The organism is Stenotrophomonas sp. YIM B13575, from assembly GCF_042787595.1.
GTDB lineage: Bacteria > Pseudomonadota > Gammaproteobacteria > Xanthomonadales > Xanthomonadaceae > Stenotrophomonas > Stenotrophomonas lactitubi_B.
The window spans coordinates 1-14,812 of the sequence record NZ_JBHZOP010000148.1 but is presented as its reverse complement, the minus strand read 5'-3'; the positions used below and the strand labels follow the sequence as shown (position 1 = coordinate 14,812).

The window sequence follows — 14,812 nt, the reverse complement described above, 5'->3', positions numbered from 1 at the left end:
GCCATGCCCGGCGAGCGCGGCGGCATCTGCAGAATCCGCCGGGCATGGCCCGGCGCTACCGGTTGCATGCACCATTCAGCAGCCAACACGCTGTCGTGCCGCATCCGCGTTAACATGCCGGTTTTCCCCCGCAGGATCGCCCCGCATGAACTCGCGCAGCCCTCTTACCGTCGCCCTGATCCAGGAGCGCAACCACGGTGATGCCGCCGCCAACCTGGCGGTGATCGAAGCGCGTGTTGCCGACGCTGCGGCACAGGGCGCGAAGCTGGTGCTGCTGCAGGAACTGCACAACGGTCCCTATTTCTGCCAGCACGAATCGGTCGATGAATTCGACCTGGCCGAGCCGATTCCGGGCCCAAGCACCGAGCGCCTGGGCGCGCTGGCCAAGAAGCACGGCGTGGTGCTGGTCGGCTCGCTGTTCGAGCGCCGCGCTGCCGGCCTGTACCACAACACCGCCGTGGTCTTCGAAAAAGACGGCACGTTGCTGGGCAAGTACCGCAAGATGCACATTCCGGACGACCCGGGTTTCTACGAGAAGTTCTACTTCACCCCGGGCGACATCGGCTTCAAGCCGATCGACACCTCGGTCGGCCGCCTTGGCGTGCTGGTGTGCTGGGACCAGTGGTACCCGGAAGCGGCGCGCCTGATGGCGCTGGCTGGTGCGGAACTGCTGCTCTACCCCACCGCGATCGGCTGGGACCCGGATGACGTGCAGGACGAGAAGACCCGCCAGCGCGACGCCTGGGTGCTGAGCCACCGTGGCCATGCCGTCGCCAACGGCGTGCCGGTGCTCAGCTGCAACCGCGTGGGCCATGAAGCTTCGCCGCTGGGCGCTTCGGGCATCCAGTTCTGGGGCAACAGCCACGTGCTGGGCCCGCAGGGCGAATTCCTGGCCGAAGCAGGCACCGAAGCGACGATCCTGATGTGTGAGGTCGACCTGCAGCGCAGCGAGCATGTGCGCCGCATCTGGCCGTTCCTGCGCGATCGTCGCATCGACGCCTACGGCGATCTGCTCAAGCGCTACATCGACTGACCCGGAGCCCGCGCATGGCCGTACTCATCCGTGATGCCGGCCCTGCCGACATCGCTGCGATCACCGCGATCTACGCGGTGGAAGTGACCGACTTCGTCAACACCTACGAGTACGAGATTCCCGACCAGGCCGAGATGCTGCGCCGCATGCGCGACATCATCGACCGCGGCTTCCCCTACCTGGTGGCCGAGGTCGACGGCCAGGTTGCCGGCTATGCGTATGCCAACACCTACCGCACGCGCATCGCCTACCAGTGGACCGTTGAGAACTCGGTCTATGTCGATGCACGCTTCCAGGGCCGTGGCGTTGGCACCGGCCTGCTGCAGGCACTGATCGATGCCTGCACCGCGCGCGGCCATCGACAGATGGTGGCGGTGATCGGCGAGCCGACCAACACTGCTTCCATCAAGCTGCACGAACGCTTCGGTTTCCAGCTGGTGGGCGTGTTCCGTGGCCTCGGCCGCAAGCACGGCCGCTGGCTGGACACCGTGCAGATGCAGCGCGCGCTCGGCGATGGCGCCGATTCCGCTCCTTCCAATGAATGATTCCATGACCGAAACCCTTCCCGAAACCGGCGACGATCTGTTTGCCGGCCAGCCCGTACGCGTCGTCGAACGCGATGGCGTGCGCTACACCCTGCTGGGCACCGCCCACGTTTCCCATGCCAGCGTCGAGGCGGTGGAAAAAGCCATCGACAGCGGCCGTTTCGATGCAGTTGCGGTCGAGCTGGACCCGCAGCGCCTGCAGGCACTGAGCGACCCGGACACGCTGGCCAAACTGGACCTGGTGGAAGTGATCCGCAAGGGCCGCGTCGCGTTGTTCGCGGCCAACCTTGCGCTGTCTGCCTACCAGCGCCGACTGGCCGAACAGCTCGGCATCGAACCGGGCGCGGAACTGAAGCGTGCAGTGGAACTGGCGCGCGAGCGCAACCTGCCGGTGCACCTGATCGACCGCGAAGTCGGCCTGACGTTCCGCCGCGCTTCGCAGCGACTGGGCTTCTTCGGCAAGCTGAAGCTGGTGGCCGGGCTCGGCGCCGGCCTGTTCTCGTCCGAGGATGTCGGCGAAGACGAGATCGAGAAGCTGAAGCAGGGTGACATGCTGGAATCGAGCTTCGGCGAGTTCGCCAGCGAGAACCCGGCCTTGTACGAAACGATCATCGGTGAGCGTGACCGCTACATGGCCACGCGCCTGCGCGAAGCGCATGATCCGCAGCAGCGCGAAGTGCTGGCCGTGGTCGGTGCCGGCCACCTGGCCGGCCTGGCGCGTTACCTGGAAACCGACAATGAGGCGCCCGCGCCGTTGCGCGAGCAGCTGGAAGCGGTGCCGAAGAAGCGCAACATCCCGTGGTTCACCCTGGCGATCCTCGCCATCGTGGCCACCGGCATCGGGGTTGGCTTCTATCGTGGTGGACTGGGCGTGGGCACCGAACTGCTGGCGACCTGGGCGATGTATACCGGCGGCCTGGCTGGCCTGGGCTGCCTGGTGGCCGGCAGCCATCCGCTGAGCATCCTCACCGCGATCGTGGTGGCGCCGTTCAAGCCGTTCCGCCTGAGCATCCCCACCGGTGCGTTCGCGGCCCTGGTGGAAGCGCGCCTGCGCAAGCCGACCTACGAGGATTTCCTCAAGCTGCGTGACGATGCGCAGTCGTTGAAGGGCTGGTACCGGAACCGCGTCACCCGCGTGGTGCTGACCTTCATGCTGACCAACCTGGGCAGCATGCTGGGCCTGTGGCTGACTGCCGGCAAGGTGTGGAGCAAGGTGGCGGGGTAACCGCCTAGCATCGCTATACTCGACGTTTAAGGAGGGAACACAGCGATGGATGCATACGATGCGCTGATGCGCGAAGGTTTCGTGGTAGTCCGCCGGGCCATCGCGCCCGCACTGGTGGAAGACATCAACGAGCGCATCGCGCGCTTCAAACAGCGTAATCCCAAGTCGGTGTCGCGCAACCTGGACGATCACAAGCGCTTGTATCGGGTTGTCAATCTGCACCTGGTGGTGGATGCGATGACCCGCCTGCTCACCGACAACCCGGCCATCGATGTCTGTGACCGCTTCTTGGGCGAACCCACCACGCTCTACACCAGCCTTTACTACGAGCGCGGATCGGAACAGTCGTTGCACCGCGATACACCGGTGTTCTGCACCTCCCCGGGAGAGCGCTACATGGGTGTATGGACGGCACTGGACGCGGTTGATGACAGCAATGGCCCGTTGCGCGTCGTTCCGCGCAGCCATCTGTTACCGCCCATCGATGTGCAGGCACTGCGCCGCAAGGTCTTCGGCGACGGGCCGGTCAGCGCGATGTCGCCGGAAGGCTGGACGGCTTATCAGGACGCGGTAGCACGCCAGTGCGAGGAGGCCGGCCTGCAACCGCAGGCAGTCCACGTGCAGCCGGGTGACGTGATCGTCTGGCACCCACAGCTGTTTCATGGTGGTGCCCCGCACCCGTCGGCCGGCACTCGCCGCAGCGTGGTCATGCACGTGACGCCGAAGTCGATGCCCGTGGGCCACATGGATGTCTTCTATGGCCAGACCCCTCCGGCAGAGAAGGCGCCTTGGCGCTACTACCGGCGTGGCCGGCGTGAGATCGCGCGATTCGGACAGGTCGATTTCGGCCACGAGTACACGCGCCGCACCTGGTTCCTGCGCAAGGCTTGACCCAGCCAGCGAACGAAAAAAGGGGGAGACCGCCCCACTACGACCGGTCTCCCCCCACCACAAACACGTTGTGTTGTGCATTACAGCCGGGCAGCGCCCGGCTCTACCCTCTCCAAGCCACGGGCGCGCTGGATCAGGCGCACCACCGCATTGCGCAGGTCATCGAGCACCGCGTAGATCGTCGGCAGGAACAGCAGGCTGACCACGGTCGAGAATGCGAGGCCACCGGCAATGGCACGCGCCATCGGCGAATACTCCGGCCCGTTGCCGAACATCTGCGTATCGGTCAGCGAGATCGGCACCATCGCCAGGATCGCCGTACCCATGGTCATCATGATCGGCCGCAGACGCTCGCGTGAGCCCTCCACCAGCGCCTGGGTACGGCCCATCCCGCCCCGGCGCAGATTGTTGATGTGCTCGATCATCACGATGCCGTTGTTCACCACCACGCCCATCAGCACCAGGATGCCGATGAAGGACATGATCCCGAACGAGGTGCCGGTGATCCAGAACAGCCAGAACACGCCGAAGATCGAGAACAGCACGCCACTCATGATCGCCGCCGGGAACAGCAGCGATTCGAACACCGCGGCCATCACCACGTAGATCATCACCAGCGCGATCAGCAGGTTGAACACCATCTGCTGCATCGCCTCGTTGTCATCACCGTAGTCGCCACCGTCGAAGGTGAAGCCGTAGCCGGCCGGGAAGTTCATCGGCTTGAGCACTGCTTCCATGGCCTTGCGGCCGTCCGGCGCGGTGACCTTCTCGGCAAGGTTGGCCTTGATGGTCAGCGTGGTCTGGCGGTTGGTGCGACCGATCTGGGTCGCCGATGAACCCACGTCGACGCTGACCAGGCTCAGCAGCGGCACGCTGCGGCCATCGCCGGTGCGCACGCTGAAGCCTGCGAGGTCTTCGGGGCTGCTTTGTTCGGCACCGGCAAAGCGCACCCACACCGGCACTTCGTTGTCGCCACGACGGAACTCGCGCATCGGCGCGCCACGCAGCGCCAGGCCGACGAAACTGGCCACCTGCTCGGCATTGAAGCCGAAGGCCGCTGCACGCTCGCGGTCGACATGCACTTTCAGCTCGCCGCCCTTCTCGCCATTGTCGATGCGCACATCGCGCAGCTCGGCGCGCTGTGCCAGCAGCGGCAGCACTTCCTGGCCGATCTCCTGCAGCATCGCGCTGGAGTCGCCGACCAGCTGCACCTGCACGCCCTGGTTGCCGCCACCGCCGCCACCATCACCGCCCTGGTTGCCGACGAAGTAGTCGGTACGGGCAGACTTCGGCAGGCCCTTGCGCAGTTCCTCCTGCAGCGCCTTGATGTCCTTGGCGTACTTCTCGTCCAGAGTGACCACGGTCGAACTGCCTTCCTGTTCGCTGTACCAGGAATAGACCTGCTGCACGTGCAGACGCTCGCGGTTCTCCTCGACCCAGGCCTCGACGCGGGCCACTTCCTCGGACATCTGCCGGTAGGTGTAGGCGCCCTTCCACATGTAGCCGATGAAGATGTCCTTGCCACCATCACCACCGAACATGTCGATCTTGGTCAGTTTCATCGGCACCAGGCTGACCAGCACCACCAGCAGGATGCCCAGCAGGCTCCAGCCACGATGGCGCAGCGACCAGTCCAGCAGTTGCGCGTATCTGCGCTGCAGGCGCGCGATCACGCCGGTCTGCGAATGCACCAGCTTCGGCGTGGCCATGCGTGCGGACAGCATCGGGATCAGGCTGACCGCCACCAGCCACGAGGCCAGCAGCGAGACCGAGATGGTGATCGCGATCTGCGCCATGAAGATGCTGATGTTGTTGGTTTCACCGAACAGGTTGGGCACGAACACGATGCAGTGGCACAAGGTGCCGGCACTGAGCGCGATGGCCACGTTGCGGGTGCCGATGATCGAGGCCAGGCGTGGCTGGTCCGGCAACCGCTCCCGTTCCTGGTAGATGCTCTCGACCACCACCACGGCATTGTCGACCAGCATGCCCACGGCCAGCAGCAGGCCCATCATGGTCAGGATGTTGAGGGTGACGCCGGCGAAGTACATGAAGCCGAGGGTGATGGTGAAGCAGATCGGAATGGCCAGGGTCACCATCAGCGTGGAGGGCCAGTGGCGCAGGAAGAAGAACAGCACCGTCACCGACAGGATCAGGCCGACGCCGCCGGCCTCGGCCAGTTCCAGCAGGGACGAGGTCACTGCCTTGCCCTGGTTGTCGATCACCTTGATCTGCACATCGCGCATCGAGTCCTGCGCGCGGATCGCTTCAACCTCGGCAAGCGCGCCGCGTGAGACGTCCACCAGGTTGGCGCTGCGTTCCTTGTAGATGTCCAGGCCGACGGCAGGATTGCCATCGAGGCGGCGGCCGTAGCTCATGCGCGCCGGCTTCAGCCGCACATCGGCAATATCACCCAGGCGCAGGCCCTTGGCATTGATGACCAGGTCACGCATTTCCTGCAGGTCGGTGATCTCGCCTACTGGCTGTACGCGCACGCGCTGGCCGTTGTCGTCGATCTGCCCGGCCGAGATCGAGAAGTTCAGCGTGCGCAGGCGATCACTCAGCTCGTTGATGCTCAGGCCGTGGGCGTTCAGGCGGTTCGGATCGATCGCGATCTCCACCTCGTTCGGCGGCGCGCCGGTGATCTCGACCCGGGCCACGCCCGGGATCCGCTCGATACGCCGCTTGAACTCGCGGTCGAGCATGTCATAGGCAGTGGTCAGGTCGGTGGTACTGGCCAGGCGCACTTTCAGCACCGGCTGGTCGCTGCTGGACCACTTGAACACGTTGTAGCGCTGCAGGTCGTCGGGCAGATCGCTGCGGATCGCATCGATACGCTCGCGTGCATCGGAAGCGGCGATGGCGATGTCACGGTCCCAGTCGCTGAACTCGATGAAGATCGACGCCGCTTCTGAAGTTGCCGATGAGCGCATGCGCTTGATCCCGGTCATCGTCGCCAGCGACTCTTCCACCGGACGGATGATGGTCCGCTCGACTTCTTCCGGGGTGGAGCCGGTATACGGAATCTGCACGAACAGGAACGGCGCGGAGATGTCTGGCAGCGCTTCCAGTGGCAGCCGGAACGAGGCGATCAGTCCGACCACCACCAGCGACACGAAACACATGATGGTGGTGACCGGCCGACGGATGGAGAACTCGGCAATGCTCATGCCGGTTCCTCCCCGCCCGCGCTGCTGCCCTGCGCGGCATACAGTCCCTCACCGGCATGCTTGCGGCCGCGTTCGCGGTAATAGGCATCGCCGCGGCGGTCCATCAGGTCGTACACCACCGGGATCACCAGCAGGGTCAGCAGGGTCGACACCAGCAGGCCACCGATCACGGTGATCGCCATCGGTGCGCGCACCTCGGCGCCCTCGCCCATCGCCACCGCCAGCGGCAGGAAGCCGAACAGCGTGCACAGGGTGGTCATGATGATCGGCCGCAGGCGCGAGCGTGCACCTTCCACCAGTGCCTCGTGCTTGGCCACGCCGGCCTCGCGCAGCTGGTTGACCTTGTCGATCAGGATGATCGCGTTCTTGGTGACCAGACCGACCAGCAGGATCAGGCCGATGAACACCACCACCGAAATGGGTTTCCCGGTCAGCATCAACGCCAGGATCGCGCCGACCAGCGCCAGCGGGATGGTGAACAGGATCACGAACGGATGCAGCAGCGATTCGAACTGCGAGGCCATCACCAGGTAGACCAGGAAGATCGCCAGGCCGAAGGCGAAGATCAGCGACTTCGCTGCCTGTGCCAGTTCCTCACCCTGGCCACCGATGTGCAGGCCCACGCCGGCGCCCAACGGCTGTTCGGACACCATCTGCTGCACTTCGCGCATGGCCGCGCCAAGGTCGATGTCGCGCAGGTTGGCCGAGACCACGGCAACCCGGGTCTGGTCGGCGCGATGGATCTCGCTCGGGCCGGTGGTGGCGACCACATCAGCCACTGCGTCCAGGGTGACCGGACGGGTGCTGCCCGGATTGACGATCAAGCGGCGGATGCTCTCCACACTGGCACGGTCGGTTTCCTGTGCGCGCACCAGCACGTCGATCTTGCGGTCACGGAAGCTGTAGCGGGTGGCCACATCGCCGCGCACCTTCTTCACCACCACGTCGGCGATCTGGCGGGTGGTCAGGCCCAGCGCACCGGCACGCTCCTGGTCGAAGCGGATCTGGATTTCCGGGAAGCCCTCTTCCACGGTCGACTTGACGTCGGCGTAGTGCGCGTTGCCACGCAGCAGCGCCGCCAGGCGCTGGCCCGCCACTTCCAGGGTGGCCATGTCCTGGCCGCGCAGTTCGATCTCCAGCGGCGTGGAGAAGCTGAACAATGCCGGCCGCGCGAAGTCCACCTGCGCACCCGGGTGCTGACCCATGGTGTCGCGCAGGCGCTCGGTGATCTCCGCTTCGGTCTGCGGATTGCCGCCGCCTTCCATCACGATGGTCAGCTTGCCGATGTTCTCTCCACTTTCGGTCGGGCTGGCATCCAGGCGGGTACCGCTGCCGCTGACGCCGTACAGCGATGCCACGCCTTCGCCCTTGCCGTGTGCCAACTGAAGCTCGCGCACCAGCGCATCGGTCTGCTTCAGCGGCGTGCCCGCCGGCAGCTTCACCGTCATTTCGAAACGGTCCTGCGCCAGCTGCGGGATCAGGTCGGCGCCGAGCATCGGCACCAGCGCCATCGTGCCGACGAACGCCAGTGCGGCCAGGCCCAGCACCTTGCCGGGGTGGGCCAGCGCGCCGGGCAGCAACCGCAGGTAGCCGCGCTCGGCACCGGCGTACGGCTTCATCGCGATGTCGCTGGCCTTCCGCATCACCGGGCCGACCACCGCAGCCACGCCGCGGCAGATGCGCACCACCAGCCACGCCAGCGCGTAGAAGCTCCAGCGCATCGTCGCCACCACACCACGACGGCCGAGCGCGACCGGCTTCTGCCAGCGGCTCTGCGGCTGCCACGGCTCGGCCGCGGCTTCTTCCGGAAACGCCAGCGGCGGCCGGCCCTTCAGCGAGCTCAGCATCGGAATCAGGGTCATCGACACCAGCAGCGAGATCGCGATGGCGATGGCCACGGTCAGCGCCTGGTCGCGGAACAGCTGGCCGGCGATGCCGTCGACGAACACCAACGGCAGGAACACCGCGATGGTGGTCAGGGTCGAAGCGACCACGGCCATGCTCACTTCGCGGGTACCGGCGATGGCCGCCTGCAGGATGCCCAGGCCGCGTTCGCGCGCCTTGGCGATGCTCTCCAGCACCACGATCGAGTCATCCACCACCAGGCCCGTGGCCAGTGCCAGGCCGCCCAGCGACATCACGTTCAAGCTCAGCCCGAGCTGGCCCATGAAGAAGAACGTGGCGATGATCGAGACCGGCAACGACAGGCTGATCACGAAGGTGCTCCAGCCATCGCGCAGGAACAGGAAGATGATCAGGATCGCCAGCAGGCCACCGATCACTGCGTCCTTCTTGACGTCGGCGATGGCGTGCTCGATGAAGCGCGACTGGTCTTCGATGGTGGTCAGTTCGGCGTCGGCCGGGAAGGTTGCCTTGATCTGCTCAAGGCGCTTGCGCAGTGCCTCGGCGGTGGCAACGGTATTGGCATCGCCTTCCTTGTAGATCGCCAGTTCGACCGATTCCTTGCCGCCCAGGCGGATGACCGCTTCGCGTTCCTTGTAGCCCTGGCGCACGGTGGCCACGTCCTTCAGGCGCACCGGCACACCGTTGGCGACCACGCTGGACGCACCGCCCGACGACGCGCTCTGGGCGGCCGACGCAGCAGCGACCGCCGCAGCCGAACCGGTCGAGGCCGCAATGTTGAACATCTGCTGCAGCGCCGAGTCGGCCGCGCTGCCGTTGGATGCCTGGGTGGTGACCAGCAGGTTGCGGATCTCTTCCAGGTCGGCGAACTGGTTGACGGTACGTACCAGGAAGCGCTGCGAGCCCTCCTCCAGGCGCCCGCCGGAAATGTTGATGTTCTCTTCCTTCAGGCGCTTGATGACGGTGTCGATCGGCAGGTTGAGCTGGGCCAGTTTCTGCTGGTCGATGTCCACCTGGATCTCGTCTTCCAGGCCACCGCCGACCTTCACCGCCGCCACGCCGGTGACCGGCTCCAGCTTCTTCTTCAGGTCTTCGTCGGCATAGCGGCGCAGGCCGGTCAGTTCACGGATCGCTTCTTCGTCGGTCGCGGGCGCGGCCTTGGTCGACAGCACCAGGCGCATGATCGGCTCGGTGGAGGGATTGAAGCGCAGCAGCACCGGCGCCTTGGCTTCCAGTGGCAGGTTCAGCGCTTCCATCTTGTCGCGCACTTCCAGGCTCGCCTGGTCCATGTTGGTGCCCCAGGCGAACTCGAGCACCACATCACTCTGGCCGGTGCGCGACACCGACTTCAGCTTGCGCAGGTTCTTGACCACGCCCACGGCTTCTTCAACCGGCTGGGTGATCAGGGTTTCGATTTCAGTCGGCGCCGCACCGGTGTACTCGGTGCGCACGGTCAGCGTCGGATAGCTCAGGTCGGGCAGCAGGTTGACCTTGAGGTTGCCCAGCGCGATCAAGCCGAACAGCAGCAGGGTGACCGTGCACATGGCGATGGTGACGCGGCGGCGGGTGGCGAACTCCACCAGGCCGCCACGCATGCCTGCGGCGGCGCCGTCGCTCCCTGGCGAGGCACCGGGGTCGTGGCCGGGCGCGGTCATTGCGTGCTCCCGGCCTTCTCTGCCGGCTTGGCCGAGGTGGCTACCGTCTTCGCCTTGGCCTTCGGATCGGCGATCACCTGCACCGCCGTGCCATCGCGCAGGGCGACCTTGCCGGCGGTGACGATCTGGTCGCCAGCGGCCAGGCCCTCACGGATTTCCACCCACGGTCCTTCGGCATAACCGAGCTTGACCGGCACCCGCGCGACCTTGCCCTCGCGCACCCGGAACACCGCCGGCTCACCATCGTCGAGCAGTGCCAGGCGCGGCACCACCAGCGCGTCGGCACGCTGGTCGTAGTCGATGCGGATGCGGCCGAACATGCCCGGCTGCAGCGACTGCGCGGCGCCATCGAAGGCACTGACCACACGGAAGGTGCCACTGCCCGAATCGACCACCGGCGCGATGCGGTCGACGACACCGGTGAAGGTCTGGCCCGGCAGCGCATCGGCCGACAACATCACCGGCTGGCCTGCGCGCAACGTCGCCAGCTCACGTTCGGGCACGTTGAGGGTGGCTTCCAGCCGCGAGTTGTCGACGATGCGGAAGATCGGCGTGTTGATCTGCACGAAGTTGCCGGTCTTGATCGAGCGCGAGGCGATCACGCCGGAAATCGGTGCGGCCACGGTGGTGTACGACAGTTCCAGCGTGGTCAGGCGGTACTGGGCGCGCACGTTTTCCAGGTCGTAGCGCAACTGGTCGACGCTGGCCGCACTGACCAGCTGCTGGGCGACCAGCTTCTGGGCACGCTGATAGTCGTTTTCCAGCTTGCGCATCTGCGCTTCGCTCTGCGCTACCGCCAGGCGCGCGCGGTCCGGATCCAGGCGAACCAGGGGCTGCCCGGCGCTGACCCGCTGCCCTTCCTCGACCAGCACCGCCAACGCAACGCCCGAGGTCTTGGCAACCACCTGCGATTCGGCGCGCGGCTCCAGTGCTGCGGTTCCGGTGTAGCTGGCGGCCACGGCGCGATGGCTGGCCACGGCCACTTCCACCGGCACCGCCTCGACCTTCTTCTCGTCCTTGGTCTCGGCCGCCTTGGCCTCGTTGTTGGGCCCAGCGGCGCAGCCGCTCAGCAGCAGGGAGGTGGAGAGCAGCAGCGCGGCAGCGCAGAGTCCGCTGCGGGGGCCGGGCACGAAGGTTTGGTGCGACATCGTCAGATCCCTGGAGGATGCGTGGGCAGGTGTGGTAGCAAAGTAATGCACCACTTCACGGCAACACCATATCCCAAAGGTCATGGTGTCTTCACGCCGCCGGTCGGGCCGACCCCATTTCAGCTAGATGAAACCTGAGGCTATACTCGGGTCGTTCCGTACCCCACGCCGGAACGACCAGACCCGAATCCCCGGAAAAGACACCATGCGCCCGCAGCCGCTCGCCGCTTGTCTCGCTCTGGCCGTCCTCCTGCCCCTCGGGGCCGCCGCACAGCCCGCTCCTGCTTCTGCTTCTGCTCCTGCAGCACCCGCCCCGGCACCGGCTACGGCCCCTGTGCCGGCGGCCGCCACGCCCACCGGCAGTTTCGACAATGGCCGTGTGCTGGCCTATACCTGCCAGGGGTGCCACGGCATCACCGGTTACAAGAACGCCTACCCCAGTTACCGGGTACCGAAGATCGGTGGCCAGACCCAGCAGTACCTGACCCAGGCCCTGACCGAGTACCGCCAGGGCAAGCGCCGGCATCCGACGATGCAGGCGCAGTCGATGAGTTTCAGCGAACAGGAGATCGCCGATCTCGCTGTTTACCTGTCCACCGTGAAGTAAGGCCCGCCCATGTCGAAAGCCGCGCATCCCCTGCGTCACGCCATCGCCCTGTCCGTCGCCCTGCTGCTGGCGGCCTGCTCGCAGTCACAGGTGGAGAACAGCGAGAAATCCGCCGGCGATCCCGGCCATGCCAGCGGCGAGCACGGATCGTCTTCATCCGCGGGCCTGCCTGCCGGGCGTGAAGCCGCCGGTGAGGCCCGCGCCAAGGTCAAGAGCAAGGCCACCAGCCAGAGCTGCATCGATTGCCACGGTGCCGACGGCAATGCGCCGATCGATCCGACCTATCCGAAGCTGGGTGGGCAATATGGCGACTACCTGGCGCATGCGCTGCAGGCCTACCGTGCCGGTGACCGCCAGCATGCGCTGATGACACCGCAGGCGAAGGACCTGAGCGATCAGGACATCGCCGATCTGGCGGCGTACTTCGGCAGCCGCACGAGCCAGCTGCGGGATCTGCACGGGGTTAAATAGGTCAAGGGCACGTTAGTGCCCTCGCACCTGTAGAGCCGAGCCTGCGCTCGGCTGCTCTCCGGCCGGATCGCGATGAGCCGAGCGTTGGCTCGGCCCTACAACAATCAGCCCACGGCGGCTCGACGATCAGCCTTCCAGCTCTTCCCAGCGCGCATACGCGGCATCCAGCTCGGCCTGCACCTTGGCCAGCTGCTGGGTGTGCGCGGTCACTTCGGCACTGCTGCGCGTGTAGAACGACGGATCGTTCATCGCTGCAGTCAGGCCTTCGACATCGCCCTCGAGCTTTTCGATCGTCTTCGGCAGCTGCTCCAGCTCGCGCGCTTCCTTGTAGGGGAGCTTGCGCTTGGGCGCAGCCGGTTCCGCAGCCGCCACCGGCGCAGTGGCAGCGGGCTTGGCCGCGGCAACCACCGCAGGCGCTGCGGCCACGCTGGCCGCGTAACGCTGCCAGTCGCTGTAGCCGCCCACGTACTCACCGATCACGCCGTCGCCTTCCATCACCAGGGTGGACGTCACCACGTTGTCGATGAAGTCACGATCATGGCTGACCAGCAGCAAGGTGCCGTTGTATTCGCCCAGCAGCTCTTCCAGCAGCTCCAGGGTTTCCACGTCCAGATCGTTGGTCGGTTCGTCCATCACCAGCAGGTTGGACGGCTGCGCGAACAGCTTGGCCAGCAGCAGGCGGTTGCGCTCGCCACCGGACAGGCGGGTGATCGGCGCGCGCGCACGCTCGGGGGTGAACATGAAGTCCTGCAGGTAGGCATGCACGTGCTTGCGCTTGCCATTGAACTCGAGGAAATCGCGGCCTTCGGCCACGTTCTCGATCGCGCTCCAGTCTTCGCGCAGCACTGCACGGTACTGGTCGAAGTACGCGACCTGCAGGTTGGTGCCGGCGTTGACTTCACCCTTCTGCGGCTGCAGCTCGCCCAGCAGCAGCTTCAGCAGCGTGGTCTTGCCACTGCCGTTGGGGCCGATCAGGCCGATGCGGTCGCCGCGCAGGATGGTGGTGGAGAAATCGCGGACCATCGTGCGATCGCCGAAGGCGAACGAGATGTCCTTGATGTCGATGACCTTCTTGCCCGAGCTCACGCCCTGGGCCGCTTCCATCTTGACGTTGCCACTGAGGTCGCGGCGTGCGGAACGCTCGTTGCGCATCGCCTTCAGGCGGCGCACGCGGCCTTCGTCACGGGTGCGGCGGGCCTTGATGCCCTGGCGGATCCACACTTCTTCCTGCGCCAGCAGCTTGTCGAACCGTGCGTTTTCCTGCGCCTGCGCATTGAGGCGTTCTTCGCGGCGGCGCTCGTAGTTGGCCCAGTCGCCCGGCCAGCTGGTGACCTGGCCGCGATCGATCTCGACGATGCGGGTGGCCAGTGCACGCAGGAAGCGGCGGTCATGGGTGACGAACACCACGCTACCGTTCCAGTTCTTGAGGAACATTTCGAGCCAGTCGATGGCTTCGATGTCCAGGTGGTTGGTCGGTTCGTCCAGCAACAGGAGGTCGGGGCTGGATACCAGCGCACGGCCGAGCAGCACGCGGCGCTTCATGCCGCCGGACAGGCGCGCGAACTCCGCGTCGCCATCGAGATCGAGCTTGGTCAGGGTCTCGCTGACGCGCTGGTCCAGGCCCCAGCCGTTGGCGGCATCGATCTTGGCCTGCACGTTGCCCAGCGCTTCGCCATCGAATACGTCGGCGTGGCTGAGGTGATGGAATTCGGCGAGCCATTGGCCCAGTTCGCCCAGGCCATCGGCGACGACGTCGAACACGCTGCCGGCGGCGCCGTGCGGCACTTCCTGCTCCAGGCGGGTCACGCGCACGCCCTGCTGCACGCGCACTTCGCCGTCATCGGGCTTGTGGTCGCCGGACAGCAGCTTGAGCAGGGTCGATTTGCCGGCGCCGTTGCGGCCGATCAGGGCAATACGCTCGCCCGGTTCGATCGACAGTTCGGCTTTTTCCAGCAACAGCGGGCCGCCGACGCTGAAGTCGACGTTTTGCAGAGTAATCAGAGGCATCCGACCATTGTAGCGGGTTGCGGGGCTTGGCCGGGCGGCGCCCGGCACCCGCAGAGGCAACGGCCGCAGCAACAGCAACAGCCAACACCGGTTTCCTGGGGATGGCGGGGTGGGTCCGGTTGCGGGGGACGCTGCAAGTACGTCCATGTAAGCTCGGTCGCGCCATCCATGGCGCTCACGCCCCCGCAACCGGACCC

The 14,812-nt window shown here is 66.0% G+C and carries 10 protein-coding genes; 6 read left to right on the top strand and 4 right to left on the bottom strand.

Annotation, left to right across the window (positions count from 1 at the left end):
* The first annotated feature begins 145 nt into the window (after positions 1–145).
* The 4 genes from ACFX4F_RS19075 to ACFX4F_RS19060 are packed head-to-tail and all read left to right on the top strand — an operon-like array spanning position 146 to position 3,694.
* The gene (locus tag ACFX4F_RS19075; RefSeq protein WP_099821258.1) at positions 146–1,033 is read left to right on the top strand and encodes a carbon-nitrogen hydrolase; all 888 of its coding nucleotides are present in this window, start codon (positions 146–148) and stop codon (positions 1,031–1,033) included.
* Positions 1,034–1,047: 14 nt separating this feature from the next.
* Positions 1,048–1,578, top strand: a complete 531-nt coding sequence (locus ACFX4F_RS19070; protein WP_108265786.1) for a GNAT family N-acetyltransferase — start codon at positions 1,048–1,050, stop codon at positions 1,576–1,578.
* A gap of 4 nt (positions 1,579–1,582) precedes the next feature.
* Positions 1,583–2,803: a TraB/GumN family protein gene (locus ACFX4F_RS19065; RefSeq protein WP_380657839.1), complete on the top strand. Its 1,221-nt coding sequence runs from the start codon at positions 1,583–1,585 to the stop codon at positions 2,801–2,803.
* A gap of 45 nt (positions 2,804–2,848) precedes the next feature.
* Positions 2,849–3,694 carry a phytanoyl-CoA dioxygenase family protein gene (locus ACFX4F_RS19060; protein WP_099821255.1) on the top strand — a complete coding sequence of 282 codons (846 nt, stop codon included), beginning with the start codon at positions 2,849–2,851 and terminating at the stop codon, positions 3,692–3,694.
* An 80-nt stretch (positions 3,695–3,774) separates the two neighbouring features.
* On the opposite strand, the gene ACFX4F_RS19055 is transcribed toward ACFX4F_RS19060, so the two are convergent.
* Genes ACFX4F_RS19055 through ACFX4F_RS19045 form a run of 3 tightly spaced genes read right to left on the bottom strand, consistent with a single transcriptional unit; the run spans position 3,775 to position 11,530 of the window.
* Positions 3,775–6,864, bottom strand: coding sequence for an efflux RND transporter permease subunit (locus ACFX4F_RS19055; protein WP_380657837.1), 3,090 nt, complete (start codon positions 6,862–6,864; stop codon positions 3,775–3,777).
* Complete coding sequence (locus tag ACFX4F_RS19050) at positions 6,861–10,382, bottom strand: efflux RND transporter permease subunit (protein ID WP_380657835.1); 3,522 nt, start codon at positions 10,380–10,382, stop codon at positions 6,861–6,863. The genes ACFX4F_RS19055 and ACFX4F_RS19050 overlap by 4 nt, the downstream gene beginning before the upstream one ends.
* Entirely contained in the window at positions 10,379–11,530 is a 1,152-nt protein-coding gene (locus ACFX4F_RS19045; protein ID WP_380657833.1) for an efflux RND transporter periplasmic adaptor subunit, read from the bottom strand. Before ACFX4F_RS19045 ends, ACFX4F_RS19050 begins: the two co-directional genes overlap by 4 nt.
* Positions 11,531–11,735: 205 nt before the next feature.
* Between ACFX4F_RS19045 and ACFX4F_RS19040 the strand changes: the two genes are divergently transcribed.
* Together ACFX4F_RS19040 and ACFX4F_RS19035 are read left to right on the top strand one after the other, a co-directional pair.
* Entirely contained in the window at positions 11,736–12,137 is a 402-nt protein-coding gene (locus ACFX4F_RS19040; RefSeq protein WP_380657831.1) for a c-type cytochrome, read from the top strand.
* A 9-nt stretch (positions 12,138–12,146) separates the two neighbouring features.
* Complete coding sequence (locus tag ACFX4F_RS19035; RefSeq protein WP_099821251.1) at positions 12,147–12,608, top strand: cytochrome c; 462 nt, start codon at positions 12,147–12,149, stop codon at positions 12,606–12,608.
* Positions 12,609–12,734: 126 nt separating this feature from the next.
* Here ACFX4F_RS19035 and ACFX4F_RS19030 read toward each other — a convergent pair whose 3' ends face one another.
* Positions 12,735–14,615 carry an ATP-binding cassette domain-containing protein gene (locus tag ACFX4F_RS19030; RefSeq protein WP_380657828.1) on the bottom strand — a complete coding sequence of 627 codons (1,881 nt, stop codon included), beginning with the start codon at positions 14,613–14,615 and terminating at the stop codon, positions 12,735–12,737.
* Positions 14,616–14,812 lie beyond the last annotated feature (197 nt).